This window comes from Pseudomonas sp. FSL R10-0399 (assembly GCF_009600165.1).
Lineage (GTDB): Bacteria > Pseudomonadota > Gammaproteobacteria > Pseudomonadales > Pseudomonadaceae > Aquipseudomonas > Aquipseudomonas helleri.
This window is the reverse complement of the sequence record NZ_WIWK01000066.1, coordinates 1-16,613: the sequence shown is the minus strand read 5'-3', so window position 1 is coordinate 16,613 and position 16,613 is coordinate 1. Positions and strand designations below refer to the sequence as shown.

Sequence of the window (16,613 nt, the reverse complement as noted above, 5' to 3'; positions counted from 1 at the left end):
CTAAAAGAGGCGAAGTTGGCTCAGGCGTTGATGGGCTTCGATGGGGTCCTTTGCCAAAGACAAACCCGCGCTTTCAGCGCTGGATACCGCTAATTCGTCGTTGTGGATGGACACCGAGGGCCCGGCAATCAACACCGGGCAAGTGATCGCACTTAACAGTTTTGGCAGGTGTTGCAGGTTCAACGGTTTGCTCGAATACAGCACCACCGCGCGGGCGTTGAGCCGCTCGACCGCCACCGCCAGCTCACTGCCGGGTATCTGGGCGTCAAACACTTCAACCGGGCAATGGCTGCTGCTGACCATCAGGGCGGTAAGCCATAGATGGGGCTCGAATGGCCTGTCTGACTGGTTGATCAGCAGCACTGGCGGGCCGCTGAGGGAGCGGTTGTTGTGGTAAATCCGCGCGCCCAGTTTGCTGCGCAGCCAGGACTCAAAAAATACGCGTTCCAGTTGCGCGCCAAATTGGCCGTGCCAGTGTTGTTCCAGCTCGCTGATCAGCGGCATCAACAGGTGCTCGCACAAGGGTTGGGCCGGGTACAGCGACATGACCTGATTGAAGTTGTCATCAAGGCGGCGTTCCGCCAGTTCGCGGATCGCCAGGGTCAGCGCTTGGCGCCATGCGTGCCAATCATTGTCGGCAGGCTCATGGTAAGAGGGGGCAGAATCGAGCAGCGGTTTGATCTGGCTGACCGAAACCCCGCGGTTGAGCCAGGTCAGAATGCGCCGAATACGCAGCACATGGTCGGTGGAGAACAGACGGTGCCCTTTGGCAGTACGAAAGGGCACGATCAGGCCGTACCGGCGCTCCCAGGCACGCAGCGTGACGGCGTTGACACCGGTCATGCGGGCGACTTCGCGGATCGGTATCCAGCCTTCAGCCAGGGCTTTGCTGTAGTCCGAGTCGGGTGTGTTGGACATGATCAGGTCATCGTTCATTGTCAGATAGCATTACGCAGGCTGAGGTTTTCAGGGTGCGGTTGCAGGTAGACCTGCCGCGAGATGTAAAGGTCCGGGTGCTGACGGAAGTGATGCTTGAGCAGGGTCAGTGGCACCACCAGCGGCACAATGCCCTTGAGGTACTGGCTGATCAGTTGCTGCATTTCCTGCTTGTCTTCAGGGCTGATGGAGCGCTTGAGGTAGCCGCTCAGGTGTTGCAGCACGTTGGTGTGCGTGCGCCGGGTGGCGCACTTTTTCAGCGCTTTCATCAATTCGCTGAAATAGTGCGGGGCGATGTCTCGCGGGTCTTGCTTGCCGAGGTTGCCCAGCAGGTTACCCAGCGCCTTGTATTGCACCGGGCTGTTGGCCATGAGCTGATATTTGTAACGGGCGTGGTATTCGGTGAGCGAGCGGCGCGTGATGCCTTGCTTGAGCAAGGCTTGCCAGTCGCTGTAGGCGTACACCCGGGTCAGGAAGTTTTCACGCAGCACCGGATCATTCAGGCGACCGTCTTCTTCCACGGGCAAATCCGGGTGCGCCGCGCAAAACGCCTGGGCATAAATGCCACGGCCGCTCAATTCGGCAGGGCGCCCGCCGTCCTGGTACACCTTGACCCGCTCAAGCCCGCACGATGGCGACTTTTGCATAAAGATGTAGCCACAGATGTCGGTATGCGCCGCGGCCATTTCGACGCCGTAATCGTGTAACGGCCGGGTAACGTTCAGTTGGTTATCGACACTGCCGACAGCCTGTGGCTGCGCCGGGTCGCCGACCAGCCGTATGGCCTGGCGGGGAGTGCCCAGGCCAATGGCAACCTCGGGGCATAGCGGTACAAATTCAAAATGTTCGCTCAGGGTCTGACTGCACAGCCGCGATTCCTTGTGCCCACCATTGAAGCGAACCTCTGCGCCCAGCAAGCAGGCACTGATGGCAATTTTTGGTTTGTGCTGGCAAGAAGCAGTGCTGACCATGTGACGAACCTCCAAGAAATACTTGTACATCTTTTAAACGATGTACAACTTGGTTTCATCATAAGCGCAGGCTTGTACAAGTCAAATATCTTGTACAGGTATTTGAGGTTCAGGCGGGTCAGTTACAGCCAGCCCAGCTTCCACTCATCAGCCGCTTGCAAGTGTTGCCATGGCAGGCGCTGGTTGCGCTGGGTGAGCACGGCCTGAAGCTCGACTTCCAGCACGGTGCCTTCTTCGTCGCAGAACAATTGGGTGACCAGAAAGTGTTTTTCGCGGTGTTTGGGCTGGGCTGCCGTCCATTTGGACAGCAGCAGTTTGCGCGGATTAATGCGATTCACGACAAGTGCTCGATCAGTCGGCGGGCGGCTTCCTGGCCGCTGAGCCAGGCCCCCTCGACCCGTCCAGACAAGCACCAGTCGCCGCAGGCATAGAGTCCCAGGTCAGCATCGGCCAGGGCGCCCCACTCATGGGCAGATGACGGCCGGGCGTAGAGCCAGCGGTGGGCCAGGGTGAAGACCGGCGCCGGCATGGTGCAGTGGATCAGCTCGGCAAAGGCGCCGTGCAAGTGTTCGATCACGGCCTCTTTGGGCAGGTCGAGGTTCTGTTTGCTCCAGGCGCTGGTCGCGTGCAAAACCCAGGTGTCCGGGGTGTCTTCGCGGCCGGGCTTGCTGCGGTTACGGGCCAGCCAGTCGAGCGGGCTGTCTTGTACAAAGCAGCCCTCCATCGGGGTGTCGAGCGGTGTCTCGAAAGCCAGAGCGACGGCCCAGGTAGGGTCCATTTTGACCCCGGCCACAGTGGTGGCCAGTTTAGGCGCTGCGGCCAGCAGGGCGATTGCCTGCGGGGCAGGGGTGGCAACAATCACATGGCTAAAGGGGCCATGGGTGCATTCGTCCGAGTCGAGCAAGTGCCAGTGTTTTTCGCCGTGGATCAAATCGGTAATCCGGCACGAAAAGTTCACCGTCAGGCGCCCGAGCATCCCGCGAGTAATGGCGCTCATGCGCGGTGCACCGACCCAGCGGGTTTGCTCGTCGGGCGAGGGCGTCAGTTGGCCGTTTTTGTGGTTGTACAAATGCGGTGACCATTCTGCGGCCCAGCCATGGGCTTGCCACTGCTGGACTTCATCGACAAATCGACGGTCACGGGCAGTGAAATACTGTGCACCCAGATCCAGCGAGCCGGCATCGCTGCGCTTGCTCGACATGCGCCCGCCGCTGCCTCGACTTTTATCAAAAAGATGAACCGCGTAACCGGCCTTGTGCAGCGCGTTGGCGGCTGAGAGTCCGGCAATGCCGGCTCCGATGATCGCAATGGGTACAGTCATATTGGTCTCGTTCCCCTGTTTGCACAGACTTCGTTTTCTATAATACCTGTACAAATTTATTTTTTGGTATAGGTTTTAGTGCGCCTGCCGAGTCAGACTGACCTATTCTTTATAAGGCCAATGGCCCATTCATGAGCCTTCTTTTAAAAATAGACCAGTGCTCTGCATAAAACTCCTCGGGAGGTTCACCCCATGCACATATTGCTGACCGGCGGTACAGGCTTGATAGGCCGCCAACTGTGTCGTCACTGGCTGGCGCAAGGTCATCGCCTGAGTGTGTGGAGCCGCCAGCCTGAACGCGTGCAAGAACTGTGCGGGGCGGGCGTTCGGGGCATCGAGCACCTGGTTGAGTTAAGCCACGAGCCAGTAGACGTCGTGGTCAATCTGGCCGGGGCGCCGATTGCCGGCGGCCGCTGGACACGCAAGCGCAAGGCGCAGTTGTGGAGCAGCCGGGTCACGCTCACCGAAACGCTTTTAGTCTGGCTCGAAAGCCTCGAACACAAACCTTCGGTGCTGATCTCCGGGTCGGCCGTTGGCTGGTATGGCGACGGCGGTGAGCGTGAACTGACCGAAGAATCGCCGCCGGTCAACGACGATTTCGCGTCCCACTTGTGCATTGCCTGGGAAGAAACCGCTCAGCGTGCCCAAGCCTTGGGCATTCGTGTGGTGCTGGTGCGCACGGGGTTGGTGTTGGCGGCTGAAGGCGGCTTTTTGTCGCGCCTGGTGCTGCCGTTCAAGATGGGCTTGGGCGGCCCGGTGGGCAACGGTCGGCAATGGATGTCGTGGATTCACATCAAAGACCAAATTGCCCTGATTGATTTTCTTGTGCATGAGAATGCCGCTTCGGGTCCTTATAATGCCTGCGCCCCGCACCCGGTACGCAACGCTGAGTTCGCCAAAACCTTGGGCAGCGTGTTGCACCGCCCGGCGTTCATGCCAGCACCGGCGTTTGTTTTGCAGGTGGGGTTGGGCGAGATGGCAACGTTATTGTTGGGTGGCCAGCGGGCAATGCCCGCCCGCTTGCTGGCTGCCGGTTTCACTTTTCAGTTCACCGATTTGCGTGCGGCGCTAGACGATCTTTCCGCCCGCCTCTGAAATAGGATGTTGCATGACCGACCACGCGCTGTTGCTGGTTAACCTGGGTTCGCCGGCGTCTACTTCGGTAGCGGATGTACGCAGCTACTTGAACCAGTTTTTGATGGACCCTTACGTCATCGACTTGCCGTGGCCTGTGCGTCGACTGTTGGTGTCCTTGATTTTGATCAAGCGGCCCGAGCAGTCGGCGCATGCCTACGCCTCGATCTGGTGGGACGAAGGCTCACCGCTGGTGGTGTTGAGCCGCCGCTTGCAGCAGGCGATGACCCGTGAATGGACCAAAGGCCCGGTCGAGCTGGCCATGCGCTATGGCGAGCCGTCGATTGAAACCGTGCTCACGCGTCTGGCTGCGCAAGGCGTCAAGCAGGTGACGCTAGCGCCACTGTATCCACAGTTCGCGGACAGCACCGTGACCACGGTGATTGAAGAAGCCAAGCGAGTGGTCAAGGCCAAAAAGCTGTCGATGCAGTTCTCGATTGTGCAGCCGTTTTACGATCAGGCTGAATACCTTGACGCCTTGGTGGCCAGCGCCCGGCCGCATCTGGAACAAGACTACGATCACTTGTTGCTGAGCTTTCACGGCTTGCCTGAGCGGCATTTGCACAAGCTGGACCCGACCGGCAATCACTGCTTCAAAAATGCCGATTGCTGCCAGAATGCATCGACCGAAGTGCTGGCGACCTGCTACCGGGCGCAATGCTTGCGCACCGCTCAATCGTTTGCCGAGCGCATGGGCTTGCCTGAGGGCAAGTGGTCGGTGGCCTTTCAGTCGCGGTTAGGCCGGGCCAAGTGGATCGAACCCTACACCGAAGCGCGTCTGGATGCGTTGGCCAAAGACGGCGTGAAGAAAATTCTGGTGATGTGCCCGGCGTTTGTTGCCGATTGCATCGAGACCCTGGAAGAGATTGGCGATCGCGGACGCGAGCAGTTTATTGAGGCGGGGGGCGAGGAGCTGGTGCTGGTGCCGTGTCTCAATGACAACCCGGAGTGGGCGGCGGCGTTGAATACTATCTGTGAAAGGGCGCCGTTGGCGCTATAAAAGCTGCAAAGACTGTAGGAGCGAGCTTGCCTCGCGATCTTTTAAACGATCAAAAGATCGCGAGGCAAGCTCGCTCCTACAGAGATCAGGCCGATTTATAGAATCGGCTCATCACCTTTCTTGTTTTTCCAGCTGTCATTGCCCGGCAAAAGCAGGTTGAGTGCGATCGCTACGATAGCGCACAACGCGATGCCTTTAAGGCCGAAGTCTTCAGGGCCCATCCCTGTGCCGATCAGCACGCCGCCAATCCCGAAGACCAGGGTTACCGACACAATCACCAGATTGCGCGCTTCGCTCAGGTCGACCTGATGGCGAATCAGGGTGTTCATCCCGACCGCAGCAATCGAACCGAACAACAGGCACAAAATCCCGCCCATCACCGGTATCGGAATGCTTTGCAGCAATGCGCCGAACTTGCCGATAAAGGCCAGGCTGATGGCGAAGATCGCCGCCCAGGTCATGATTTTCGGGTTGTAGTTCTTGGTCAGCATCACCGCGCCCGTTACTTCGGCGTAGGTGGTGTTCGGTGGACCACCCAGCAAACCTGCGGCAGTGGTCGCAAGACCGTCACCGAACAGGGTGCGGTGCAAGCCCGGCTTTTTCAGGTAGTCGCGACCGGTCACGCTGCCCACGGCAATCACGCCGCCAATGTGTTCAATGGCCGGGGCCAGGGCCACGGGGACGATAAACAGAATCGCCTGCCAGTTGAACTCGGGGGCCGTGAAATGCGGCAGGGCAAACCAGGGCGCAGCGGCGATTTTGGCCGTGTCGACCACGCCAAAGTAAAACGCCATCGCAAAACCCACCAGCACACCGGCAATGATCGGCACCAAGCGGAAGATGCCTTTGCCGAACACGGCCACGATCAAGGTGGTCAGCAGCGCTGGCATCGAGATCATCATGGCTGTTTGGTAATGGATCAGCTCAGTGCCGTCTTCAGCACGGCCCATGGCCATGTGCGCAGCAATGGGCGCCATCGCCAGACCGATCGAAATAATCACCGGGCCAATCACCACCGGTGGCAGCAGGCGATCAATAAAACCGGTGCCTTTAAGCTTTACCGCGAAACCGAGAAAGGTGTACACGAAACCGGCTGCCATTACGCCGCCCATGGTCGCGGCCAGACCGAATTGGTCCTTGGCGAGAATGATCGGGGTAATGAAAGCGAAACTCGAAGCCAGAAAGACCGGTACCTGACGGCGGGTCACAATCTGGAACAGCAGAGTTCCGAGACCCGCCGTGAACAGCGCTACGTTAGGGTCGAGGCCAGTAATCAATGGCATCAATACCAAGGCGCCGAAAGCCACGAACAACATCTGCGCGCCAGAGATGATCTGGCGCCAGAGTGGGTCGTTGAACTCGTCCTGCATGTGATTAATCCTTTTGCTTGGTGCCGAAGATCTTGTCGCCAGCATCGCCCAAGCCCGGAATGATGTAGCCGTGTTCGTCCAGACGGTGATCGATGGACGCGGTATAGATGGTCACGTCCGGGTGAGCCTTTTCAACGGCGGCAATCCCTTCTGGGGCAGCGACCAGCACCATGGCGCGGATCTCTTTGCAGCCGGCTTTTTTCAGCAGGTCGATGGTGGCAACCATGGACGAACCCGTGGCCAGCATCGGGTCGATGATCATCGCCAGACGCTCGTCGATTTCTGGAACCAGTTTTTCCAGATAGGTGTGGGCTTGCAGGGTTTCTTCGTTACGGGCAACGCCGACAGCGCTGACTTTGGCACCTGGAATCAGGGTCAGTACGCCTTCCAGCATGCCGATACCGGCGCGCAGGATAGGCACGACGGTAATTTTCTTACCGGCAATTTTTTCAACTTGGACAGGGCCGCTCCAGCCTTCAATCTCGTAGGTTTCGAGGGTCAGGTCGCTGGTGGCTTCGTACGTCAGCAAGGCGCCGACTTCTTGGGCGAGCTCACGGAAGTTCTTCGTGCTAATGTCTGCACGGCGCATCAGGCCGAGCTTGTGACGGATCAGCGGATGGCGGATCTCACGGATGGGCATAAGTAAAGGCTCCGGTTGGGCAGGCAAAAAAAGCGGCCTAGATTAATCTAATCCGGGGTGATGTCCTACAAACATTAATGCACGTTAGTCCATAAATGCTTGATCTGAGCCATGCGTGTGCGTACCTTTGCCCGCTTTTCTGGCAAACCACCCCCCCTGGAGAGCGTCATGTCTGCTGATCTCGAGCATATCCGTCAAGTCATGCGAGAGGCTGACTGCCTGTACACCGAAGCCGAGGTTGAGGCAGCGATTGCCCGCGTTGGCGCGCAGATCACAGCTGAAATGGCTGAATTCAATCCAGTGGTTTTTTGTGTGATGAACGGCGGCCTTATTTTCGCCGGCAAGCTGCTCACCCACCTCAAATTCCCGCTTGAATCGTCTTACCTGCACGCGACCCGCTACCGCAACCAAACCAGCGGCGGCGACCTGTTCTGGAAAGCCAAGCCAGAAGTGTCCTTTATGGACCGTCACGTGTTGATCATCGATGACATCCTCGATGAGGGCCACACCCTGAGCGCGATCGTTGATTTCTGCAAACACGCGGGCGCCCGTCAGGTGCATACCGCGGTGCTGATCGACAAAGACCACGACCGCAAGGCCAGCCCGAACCTGAAAGCCGACTACGCCGGCCTGCCGTGCATTGACCGTTATATTTTCGGTTATGGCATGGATTACAAAGGCTACTGGCGCAACGCTGCCGGGATCTACGCCGTTAAAGGTCTGTAAGCCCGAGTGATGAAGCTTCCTTGCGGGGAAGCTTCAGCCAGTTTCTGGCACATGCATTAGCTTTTTAACGACCTCACACGAGCGTGTTTGCATGCTGGCTATCTTTTTTCTGACCCTCTCGATCACCGCCCCGGTGTTTGCCATGCTCTTTATGGGCATTGTGCTCAAGCGGGTGGGCTGGATTAACGACAACTTTATCCACACGGCGTCGGCACTGGTGTTTAACGTCACCATGCCGGCGTTGTTGTTTTTGGGGATTGTCCACGCCGACCTCAGAACCGCCATGCAGCCCAAGGTGCTGGGCTATTTCACCCTGGCGACACTGGTGTGTTTTGGCCTGGCCTGGGGCTGGGCGATCTGGCGTTGCCCGCGTGAAGATCGCGGCATCTATACCCAAGGCGCATTTCGCGGCAATAACGCGGTGATCGGCCTGGCCCTGGCGGCCAGCATGTATGGCGACTACGGCATCTCGCTGGGGGCGGTGCTCGCCGGGTTGGTGATCCTGTTGTACAACACCCTGTCGACGATTGTGCTGGCGGTGTATAGCCCGGTGATCAAGTCCGACCCGTGGAGCGTCTGCAAAAGTGTGGTGAAAAACCCGCTGATTATCAGCGTGCTGGCGGCGATCCCGTTTGCAGTGTTCAAGATCACTCTGCCAGGCTGGTTGCAGGCCTCCGGTGAATACCTGGCGTCCATGACTTTGCCGCTGGCTCTGATTTGTATCGGCGGCACCTTGTCGCTGGCGTCCTTGCGCAAAAGCGGCAATCTGGCGTTGAGTGCCAGCCTGGTCAAAATGATCAGCCTGCCGCTGGTGGCCACACTGGGGGCGTGGCTTCTGGGCTTTCGCGGGCCGGAGCTTGGGACGTTGTTCCTGTACTTCGCCAGCCCGACGGCAGCCGCCAGCTACGTCATGGCGCGCGCAGCCAACGGCAACCACGAACTGGCCGCGTCGATTATCGTGATCACCACCTTGATGGCGGCCATCACGACCAATATCGGGATCTTTGTATTGCAGTGGGGCGGCTGGATTTAGCCTTTATAGGCGTCGATCACTTCCTGAGCTGCCCGAAACGCATCAATGGCCGCCGGTACGCCGGCGTACACCGCGCAGTGCAGCAGCGCTTCGCGGATCTCGTCGACGGTGCAGCCGTTATTCAGCGCGCCGCGTACGTGGCCTTTGAGTTCTTGCGGGCACTTGAGCGCGGTGAGGGTGGCGAGGGTGATCAGGCTGCGGGTTTTTAGCGACAGACCCTCGCGGTTCCACACGCCGCCCCAGGCGTGTTCGTTGACGAAGTCTTGCAGCGGTTGGGTGAAGTCGGTGGCATTGCCCAGTGCACGGTCGACAAACTCATCGCCCATCACCTGGCGGCGCATTTCAAGTCCGGTCTTTTTGTTGTCCATCGCAAAACTCCTCAGTGTTGTCGTCGCCAGGCGCGCAGGGTACTGAACAGCAGAAACACCAGCAGCGCCGGCAAGATGTAAAACAGCATCAGGTGTTCGAGCCTGCCCGCCAGCGGCATGCCGGTGGTGAACGACACCACGTGCAGCGCATACGCCAGGTACAGCCCCAAAAACAGCAAGCCTTCGGCGCGGGTGACGCGGTAGCCGGTATAGAACACCGGCAGGCACAACACGGCGACGCCGAGCATCACCGGCAGGTCAAAAGCCAGGGCGTTGGGTGATACCGACAGCGGTTCGGGGCTGATCAGCGCGGTGAGGCCGAGCACGCCGAGCAGGTTGAGGACGTTGCTGCCAATCACATTGCCGACGGCAATTTCACGTTGCCCGCGAAAGGCTGCAATCAGAGAGGTGGCGAGTTCCGGGAGTGAGGTGCTGACGGCAATGATGGTCAGGCCGATGATGCGCTCGGACAGCCCCAGTTCGGTGGCCACGCCGACGGCGGCGTCCAGTAACAAATGCCCGGCAGCGCCCAGCAAGACCAAGGCCATAAGCATCATCAGAACGTTGACCGGCCACGATGTTGGCGGTCGGTCGTGGCTGACATGATGGTGCCCGCTGTGGCGTGACTGGCGGAGCAGCAAGCCGAGGTAGATCACCAGACCGACCAGCAGAATGGCGCCATCAAGGCGATCCAGTTGTTTGCTCAGGGCCAGGCCGAATACCAGCGCGCTGGCGATGATCATCAAGGGGATATCGAGCCGCACCAGTTGGCGTGACACGCGCAGGGGGATAATCAGTGCCGACAGGCCGAGGGTGACGAGGACGTTGAAGATGTTGCTGCCAATGACGCTGCCGACGGCAATGTCCGGTGTGTCGTTTAATGCGGCTTGCAGGCTGACGGTCATTTGCGGGGCGCTGCTGCCGAAGGCGACCACGGTCAAGCCGATCAGCAGGGGGCGAACCTTCAGGTTGGCGGCCATGCGCACCGCGCAGTGCACCAGCAGTTCGGCGCCAGCAATCAGCATGGCGAGACCGCAGAGCAGTTGCAGCAGGTTCCACGGTGATAACGCGCTTAACCCCAAAATGGTGATTCACTCCATTGTTTAGTCACTTAAACCCTGAACCCGCACCTTGGCCGTGCCGCTGCTCAGCATACCCAACTGCTGGGCGGCCTGGCGCGAAAGATCAATCAGACGGCCGCGGGTATGCGGGCCCCGGTCATTGATGCGCACCACCACCGTTTTGTTGTTGCTGAGGTTGGTAACCACGACCCGTGAGCCGAAGGCCAGGCTGCGATGGGCGGCGGTGAGGGCGTTTTGGTCGAAGGGTTCGCCGCTGGCAGTGCGTTTACCGTGGTGCCGAGCGCCGTAATAAGAGGCAACGCCGGTTTCGTCATAGCCGCTCGGGTCTATGTCGTGGCTGGCGCAGCCGGTGAGCAAGCCGAGCAGGGCGCAGGCGCCGAGTAGCCGCTTCATGGGGGAGTCCTTTGTGTGCCCACTCATATCTGTAGGAGCGAGCTTGTCTCGCGATCTTTTGATCTTTTAAAGATCGCGAGCAAGCTCGCTCCTACAGTGAGTGTGCGATTTAGCCTTCGAGCTTGCTCTTGAGCAGTTCGTTGACTTGTTGCGGGTTGGCTTTGCCTTTGGAGGCTTTCATGGCCTGCCCGACGAAGAAGCCAAACATTTTGCCGCGTTTGGCTTCGTCAGCCGCACGGTACTGTTCAACTTGCTCGGCGTTGGCCGCCAACACTTCATCCAGCACCTTTTCAATGGCGCCGCTGTCGGTGACTTGCTTGAGGCCTTGCTTGTCGATGACTTCGTCAGCGGTGCCTTCGCCGTTGGCCATCGCTTCGAACACCACTTTGGCGATTTTGCCGGAGATGGTGTTGTCCTTGATGCGCAGCAGCATGCCGCCCAGCAACTCGGCGCTGACCGGCGACTGGTCGATGTCCAGGCCTTGCTTGTTGAGCAGGCTGCCCAACTCAACCATCACCCAGTTGGCCGCCAGCTTGGCGTCGCCGCTGATGCTCACGACTTTTTCGAAGTAATCTGCCTGTTCGCGGCTTGAGGCCAGAACGCTGGCATCGTAAGCCGACAGGCCGAACTGCGACTGGAAGCGCTCGCGCTTTTGCGGTGGCAGTTCCGGCAGGGTGGCGCGCACGTCTTCGATGAACGAGTCTTCGATCACCACCGGCAGCAGGTCCGGGTCCGGGAAGTAACGGTAGTCGTTGGCTTCCTCTTTGCTGCGCATGGCGCGGGTTTCGTCTTTGTTCGGGTCATACAGGCGCGTTTGCTGGATGACTTTGCCGCCGTCTTCGATCAGTTCGATCTGGCGCTGGACTTCGCTGTTGATCGCCTTCTCGATGAAGCGGAACGAGTTGACGTTCTTGATCTCGCAGCGGGTGCCGAACTCGGCCTGGCCGACCGGGCGTACGGATACGTTGCAGTCGCAACGCAGCGAACCTTCAGCCATGTTGCCGTCGCAGATGCCCAGGTAGCGCACCAGTGCGTGCATGGCCTTGACGTAGGCAACGGCCTCTTTGGCGCTGCGCATGTCCGGCTCGGAAACGATTTCCAGCAGCGGGGTGCCTGCACGGTTGAGGTCAATGCCGGTCGAGCCGCTGAAGTCTTCGTGCAGGCTTTTGCCCGCGTCTTCTTCCAGGTGCGCACGGGTGATGCCGACGCGCTTGACGGTGCCGTCTTCCAGGGTGATGTCCAAATGGCCTTTGCCGACAATCGGCAGTTCCATCTGGCTGATCTGGTAGCCCTTTGGCAGGTCCGGGTAGAAGTAGTTTTTACGTGCGAACACGTTGTGCTGGCCGATTTCGGCGTCAACCGCGATGCCGAACATGACGGCCATGCGCACGGCTTCCTGGTTCAGCACCGGCAAAACGCCCGGCATGCCCAGATCAACCAGGCTGGCCTGGGTGTTCGGCTCAGCGCCGAACGTGGTGGCGCTGCCGGAGAAAATCTTCGATTGGGTGGCGAGCTGGGAGTGAATTTCCAGTCCGATCACAACTTCCCATTGCATATGTTTCTCCTCAGAAGCCGGCAGGTGAGCGCGTGTGCCAGTCAGTGTTCAACTGATACTGGTGAGCGACATTGAGCAAGCGGCCTTCCTGGAAGTACGGCGCAAGCAACTGCACGCCGACGGGCAAGCCATCGACAAAACCGGCTGGCATCGACAGGCCCGGCAGGCCCGCGAGGTTGGCGGTAATGGTGTACACGTCTTCCAGATAGGCAGACACCGGGTCGCTGTTTTTAGCGCCGATTTTCCAGGCCGGGTTAGGCGTGGTTGGGCCGAGGATGACGTCGACTTCGTTGAAGGCTGCGACAAAGTCGTTTTTGATCAGACGACGGATTTTTTGCGCTTGCAGGTAGTAAGCGTCGTAGTAACCGGCCGACAGGGCGTAGGCACCGACCAGAATCCGGCGCTGGACTTCCGGGCCGAAGCCTTCGGCGCGCGAACGCTTGTACAGGTCGGTCAGGTCTTTGGGGTCTTCACAGCGGTGGCCGAAACGCACGCCGTCAAAACGCGACAGGTTGGAAGACGCCTCGGCTGGCGCGATCACGTAGTACGCAGGAATCGCGTGCTGCATGTTGGGCAGGCTGATGGTCTTGATCACTGCGCCGAGCTTTTCGAGCTCTTTGATGCTGTTGTGCACCAGTTCGGCAATGCGCGGGTCGAGGCCTTCGCTGAAGAACTCGGCAGGCACGCCAATACGCAGGCCTTTGAGCGAGGTATTGAGGTCGGCGCTGAAGTCCGGCACCGGTTCGTCGATGCTGGTGGAGTCTTTAGGATCGAAGCCAGCCATGCCTTGTAACAAAATCGCGCAGTCTTCTGCGGTGCGCGCCAAGGGGCCGCCCTGATCTAGGCTGGAGGCGTAAGCGATCATGCCCCAACGCGACACACGACCGTATGTCGGTTTGAGGCCGGTGAGGTTGGTCAGCGCAGCGGGCTGGCGGATCGAACCGCCGGTGTCGGTGCCGGTCGCTGCCGGCAACAGACGAGCGGCAACGGCGGCTGCCGAACCACCCGATGAACCGCCAGGTACGTGCTCAAGGTTCCACGGGTTTTTGACTGCGCCGTAGTAGCTCGATTCGTTGGCCGAGCCCATCGCGAACTCGTCCATGTTGGTCTTGCCCAGGCTGACCGCGCCAGCTTCGGCGAGCTTGGCAACCACGGTGGCGTCGTACGGTGCCTTGAAGTTGTCGAGCATCTTCGAGGCACAGCTGGTGCGTACGCCCAGGGTGCAGAACAGGTCTTTGTGCGCGATCGGCGCGCCCAGCAGGGCACCGCTTTCACCGTTGGCGCGACGTGCGTCAGCAGCCTTGGCCTGCTCGATGGCGAGGTCTTCGGTGAGGGTGATGAAGCTGTTGAGCTGCGGATCGAGCTGGGCGATACGCGCCAGCAAGGTCTTGGTCAGCTCTTCAGAAGAAAACTTTTTATCGGCGAGTCCGCGGGCGATCTCGGCCAGAGTCAATTGATGCATGCAGGCTCTTTCCCTTTACTCGATGACTTTCGGAACCAGATAGAGGCCGTTTTCGACCGCTGGTGCGATGGACTGGTAAGCCTCGCGATGATTGCTTTCAGTCACGACGTCAGCGCGCAGGCGCTGGCTGGCTTCCAGTGGGTGGGCCAGCGGCTCGATACCGGTGGTGTCGACAGCCTGCATCTGATCAATCAGCCCCAGAATGCTATTAAGGGCTTCGGTGGTGCGTGGGAGATCGGCATCATTGAGACCCAGACGGGCCAAATGTGCGATTTTTTCCACGTCGGAGCGTTCAAGCGCCATGGGATTCTCCAGTGGAAAACAGGACGGATGGTGTCCGTGTGTTAGATTGTCGGAACACTACCGCATTTCTACGGTCATATGGCCGCGATTGTGGGGGTTGGTGCACGGAAAAGCGGTCAATTTAACATATTGGCGCCTTGCCCAAAATCCCTGTCGTTGTTAGAGTTTGCCGCACTTTTTTACCCACGCGTTGCCTAGGGTCCCTTTCCCATGTTCAAGAAACTGCGTGGCATGTTTTCCAGCGATCTTTCCATCGACCTGGGCACTGCCAACACCCTTATTTACGTGCGTGAGCGCGGTATTGTCCTGAATGAGCCATCGGTTGTGGCTATTCGGACACACGGTAACCAGAAAAGTGTCGTTGCCGTCGGCACCGAGGCCAAGCGCATGCTCGGCCGTACACCTGGCAACATTGCTGCCATTCGTCCGATGAAGGATGGCGTGATTGCCGACTTCAGCGTCTGCGAGAAGATGCTGCAGTACTTCATCAACAAAGTGCATGAAAACAGCTTTTTGCAGCCTAGCCCTCGGGTTTTGATTTGCGTACCGTGCAAATCGACTCAGGTAGAGCGTCGCGCCATTCGTGAATCGGCACTGGGTGCCGGTGCCCGTGAAGTATTCCTGATCGAAGAACCGATGGCCGCGGCCATCGGTGCTGGCTTGCCGGTTGAGGAAGCACGCGGTTCGATGGTTGTCGATATCGGTGGTGGTACCACAGAAATCGCGCTGATCTCCCTGAACGGTGTGGTTTACGCTGAATCCGTACGGGTTGGCGGCGACCGCTTCGACGAAGCGATCATCACTTATGTGCGTCGTAACTACGGCAGCCTGATCGGCGAGTCGACGGCTGAGCGCATCAAGCAGGAAATCGGCACAGCCTACCCTGGCGGTGAAGTGCGTGAAGTCGACGTACGCGGCCGTAACCTGGCAGAAGGCGTTCCACGTGCATTCACCCTGAACTCCAACGAAGTGCTCGAGGCTCTGCAAGAGTCGCTGGCAACTATCGTTCAGGCCGTGAAAAGCGCACTGGAGCAGTCTCCGCCAGAATTGGCTTCGGACATCGCCGAGCGTGGCCTGGTACTGACCGGTGGTGGCGCCTTGCTGCGTGACCTCGACAAGCTGCTGGCTCAGGAGACAGGTCTGCCGGTGATCGTTGCCGAAGACCCGCTGACCTGTGTTGCCCGTGGTGGTGGCCGTGCGCTGGAAATGATGGATAAACACACAATGGACCTGCTCTCCAGCGAATAAGATCGCCGGTGCAGGCCAATGGTTATCACCAAAAGGTAGCACTTTGCAGTGCTGCCTTTTGGCGTTTATCTTTTGCCAATCTTCATCCAGGCCGCTTTAACGCCGTATGAATACATTGAACACTTGCCCGGGAGGGGCGGCTTATTAAACCGCTCTTTTCTAAAGGCCCCTCATTGGGCGTGCGCTTATTGGTGCTGGTCGTGCTATCGGTCGCGCTGATGGTGGTAGATGCCCGTTTCACCTTGCTCAAGCCGGTGCGCAGCCAGATGTCGCTGGTGTTGATGCAAACCTACTGGGTGACCGATTTGCCGCAACGCCTGGTTCAGGGGGTTGCCAGCCAATTTGGCAGTCGCACCGAACTGGTGGCTGAAAACGAGAAGCTCAAAACTGAAAACCTTCTGTTGCAAGGCCGCATGCAAAAGCTGGCAGCCTTGACCGAGCAGAACGTTCGCCTGCGCGAGTTGTTGAACTCATCGGCGCTGGTGAACGAAAAGGTTGAAGTGGCCGAGCTGATCGGCATGGACCCGAACCCGTTCACCCATCGCATTATCATCAACAAAGGTGAGCGCGACGGCGTTGTGCTGGGGCAGCCGGTGCTTGATGCTCGCGGGTTGATGGGGCAGGTGGTCGAGTTGATGCCGAACACCTCGCGCGTCCTGTTGCTCACCGACACCACCCACAGCATTCCGGTCCAGGTGAATCGCAACGGCCTGCGCGCCATTGCCAGCGGCACGGGCAACCCAGAGCGGCTTGAGCTGCGTCACGTGGCCGACACGGCGGATATCAAAGTGGGCGACCTGCTGGTCAGCTCGGGCTTGGGGCAACGCTTCCCGGCCGGTTACCCGGTGGCCACGGTCAAAGAAGTCATTCACGACTCGGGCCAGCCATTTGCCATTGTGCGGGCTGTGCCGACTGCCGCCTTGAACCGCAGCCGCTATTTGCTGCTGGTGTTCAGCGACAGCCGAACCCCTGAAGAACGCGCCAATGACGCCGCTCAAGCCCAAGAGGCCGAGCAGCGGGGTGAAGCACCGCCGGTGGTGCCGGCGACTGTGCCCAAGCCTGCGCCAACGG

General features: G+C 59.2%; 18 protein-coding genes. 6 read left to right on the top strand and 12 right to left on the bottom strand.

Annotated features, from left to right (window positions below; genetic code table 11):
* From GHO41_RS18090 to GHO41_RS18075, 4 genes are all read right to left on the bottom strand, one after another.
* Positions 1-936: a MerR family transcriptional regulator gene (locus GHO41_RS18090; protein ID WP_048368400.1), complete on the bottom strand. Its 936-nt coding sequence runs from the start codon at positions 934-936 to the stop codon at positions 1-3.
* 2 nt (positions 937-938) lie between these two features.
* The gene (locus tag GHO41_RS18085; protein ID WP_153434279.1) at positions 939-1,907 is read right to left on the bottom strand and encodes a DUF523 and DUF1722 domain-containing protein; all 969 of its coding nucleotides are present in this window, start codon (positions 1,905-1,907) and stop codon (positions 939-941) included.
* A 122-nt stretch (positions 1,908-2,029) separates the two neighbouring features.
* Positions 2,030-2,245 carry a TIGR02450 family Trp-rich protein gene (locus GHO41_RS18080; protein ID WP_048368398.1) on the bottom strand — a complete coding sequence of 72 codons (216 nt, stop codon included), beginning with the start codon at positions 2,243-2,245 and terminating at the stop codon, positions 2,030-2,032.
* Positions 2,242-3,228, bottom strand: a complete 987-nt coding sequence (locus tag GHO41_RS18075) for an NAD(P)/FAD-dependent oxidoreductase (RefSeq protein ID WP_048368397.1) — start codon at positions 3,226-3,228, stop codon at positions 2,242-2,244. The genes GHO41_RS18080 and GHO41_RS18075 overlap by 4 nt, the downstream gene beginning before the upstream one ends.
* Before the next feature lie 192 nt (positions 3,229-3,420).
* Between GHO41_RS18075 and GHO41_RS18070 the strand changes: the two genes are divergently transcribed.
* The gene (locus tag GHO41_RS18070; RefSeq protein WP_048368396.1) at positions 3,421-4,323 is read left to right on the top strand and encodes a TIGR01777 family oxidoreductase; all 903 of its coding nucleotides are present in this window, start codon (positions 3,421-3,423) and stop codon (positions 4,321-4,323) included.
* 13 nt (positions 4,324-4,336) lie between these two features.
* The gene (gene hemH / locus GHO41_RS18065) at positions 4,337-5,362 is read left to right on the top strand and encodes a ferrochelatase (RefSeq protein WP_048368395.1); all 1,026 of its coding nucleotides are present in this window, start codon (positions 4,337-4,339) and stop codon (positions 5,360-5,362) included.
* A gap of 95 nt (positions 5,363-5,457) precedes the next feature.
* Here the strand turns inward: hemH and GHO41_RS18060 are convergent, their stop codons facing one another.
* Positions 5,458-6,732 (bottom strand): uracil-xanthine permease family protein, encoded by a 1,275-nt coding sequence (locus tag GHO41_RS18060; protein WP_048368394.1) that lies wholly within the window; start codon positions 6,730-6,732, stop codon positions 5,458-5,460.
* 4 nt (positions 6,733-6,736) lie between these two features.
* Positions 6,737-7,372, bottom strand: a complete 636-nt coding sequence (gene upp / locus GHO41_RS18055; protein WP_048368393.1) for a uracil phosphoribosyltransferase — start codon at positions 7,370-7,372, stop codon at positions 6,737-6,739.
* A 168-nt stretch (positions 7,373-7,540) separates the two neighbouring features.
* Between upp and GHO41_RS18050 the strand changes: the two genes are divergently transcribed.
* Together GHO41_RS18050 and GHO41_RS18045 are read left to right on the top strand one after the other, a co-directional pair.
* Positions 7,541-8,098, top strand: coding sequence for a hypoxanthine-guanine phosphoribosyltransferase (locus tag GHO41_RS18050; RefSeq protein WP_153434278.1), 558 nt, complete (start codon positions 7,541-7,543; stop codon positions 8,096-8,098).
* A 91-nt stretch (positions 8,099-8,189) separates the two neighbouring features.
* Positions 8,190-9,131: an AEC family transporter gene (locus tag GHO41_RS18045; RefSeq protein WP_048368391.1), complete on the top strand. Its 942-nt coding sequence runs from the start codon at positions 8,190-8,192 to the stop codon at positions 9,129-9,131.
* Here GHO41_RS18045 and GHO41_RS18040 read toward each other — a convergent pair.
* From GHO41_RS18040 to gatC, 6 genes are all read right to left on the bottom strand, one after another.
* Positions 9,128-9,499 (bottom strand): carboxymuconolactone decarboxylase family protein, encoded by a 372-nt coding sequence (locus tag GHO41_RS18040; protein ID WP_048368390.1) that lies wholly within the window; start codon positions 9,497-9,499, stop codon positions 9,128-9,130. The genes GHO41_RS18045 and GHO41_RS18040 overlap by 4 nt on opposite strands.
* Before the next feature lie 11 nt (positions 9,500-9,510).
* Positions 9,511-10,551 carry a calcium/sodium antiporter gene (locus GHO41_RS18035; protein ID WP_048368475.1) on the bottom strand — a complete coding sequence of 347 codons (1,041 nt, stop codon included), beginning with the start codon at positions 10,549-10,551 and terminating at the stop codon, positions 9,511-9,513.
* 51 nt (positions 10,552-10,602) lie between these two features.
* The gene (locus GHO41_RS18030) at positions 10,603-10,974 is read right to left on the bottom strand and encodes a septal ring lytic transglycosylase RlpA family protein (RefSeq protein ID WP_048390533.1); all 372 of its coding nucleotides are present in this window, start codon (positions 10,972-10,974) and stop codon (positions 10,603-10,605) included.
* A gap of 109 nt (positions 10,975-11,083) precedes the next feature.
* The gene (gene gatB / locus GHO41_RS18025; RefSeq protein WP_048368388.1) at positions 11,084-12,529 is read right to left on the bottom strand and encodes an Asp-tRNA(Asn)/Glu-tRNA(Gln) amidotransferase subunit GatB; all 1,446 of its coding nucleotides are present in this window, start codon (positions 12,527-12,529) and stop codon (positions 11,084-11,086) included.
* Between the two features lie 10 nt (positions 12,530-12,539).
* A complete protein-coding gene (gene gatA / locus GHO41_RS18020) occupies positions 12,540-13,991 on the bottom strand; it encodes an Asp-tRNA(Asn)/Glu-tRNA(Gln) amidotransferase subunit GatA (RefSeq protein ID WP_048368387.1) in 1,452 nt (483 codons plus the stop codon).
* A 15-nt stretch (positions 13,992-14,006) separates the two neighbouring features.
* On the bottom strand, positions 14,007-14,294 hold the full coding sequence (gene gatC, locus GHO41_RS18015; RefSeq protein ID WP_048368386.1) for an Asp-tRNA(Asn)/Glu-tRNA(Gln) amidotransferase subunit GatC: 288 nt from the start codon (positions 14,292-14,294) through the stop codon (positions 14,007-14,009).
* Between the two features lie 210 nt (positions 14,295-14,504).
* On the opposite strand from gatC, the gene mreB reads away from it, so the two are divergent.
* On the top strand, positions 14,505-15,542 hold the full coding sequence (mreB, locus tag GHO41_RS18010) for a rod shape-determining protein MreB (RefSeq protein WP_002555108.1): 1,038 nt from the start codon (positions 14,505-14,507) through the stop codon (positions 15,540-15,542).
* A 191-nt stretch (positions 15,543-15,733) separates the two neighbouring features.
* A partial coding sequence (mreC, locus tag GHO41_RS18005) for a rod shape-determining protein MreC (RefSeq protein ID WP_371928972.1) occupies positions 15,734-16,613 on the top strand: 880 nt, incomplete at its 3' end.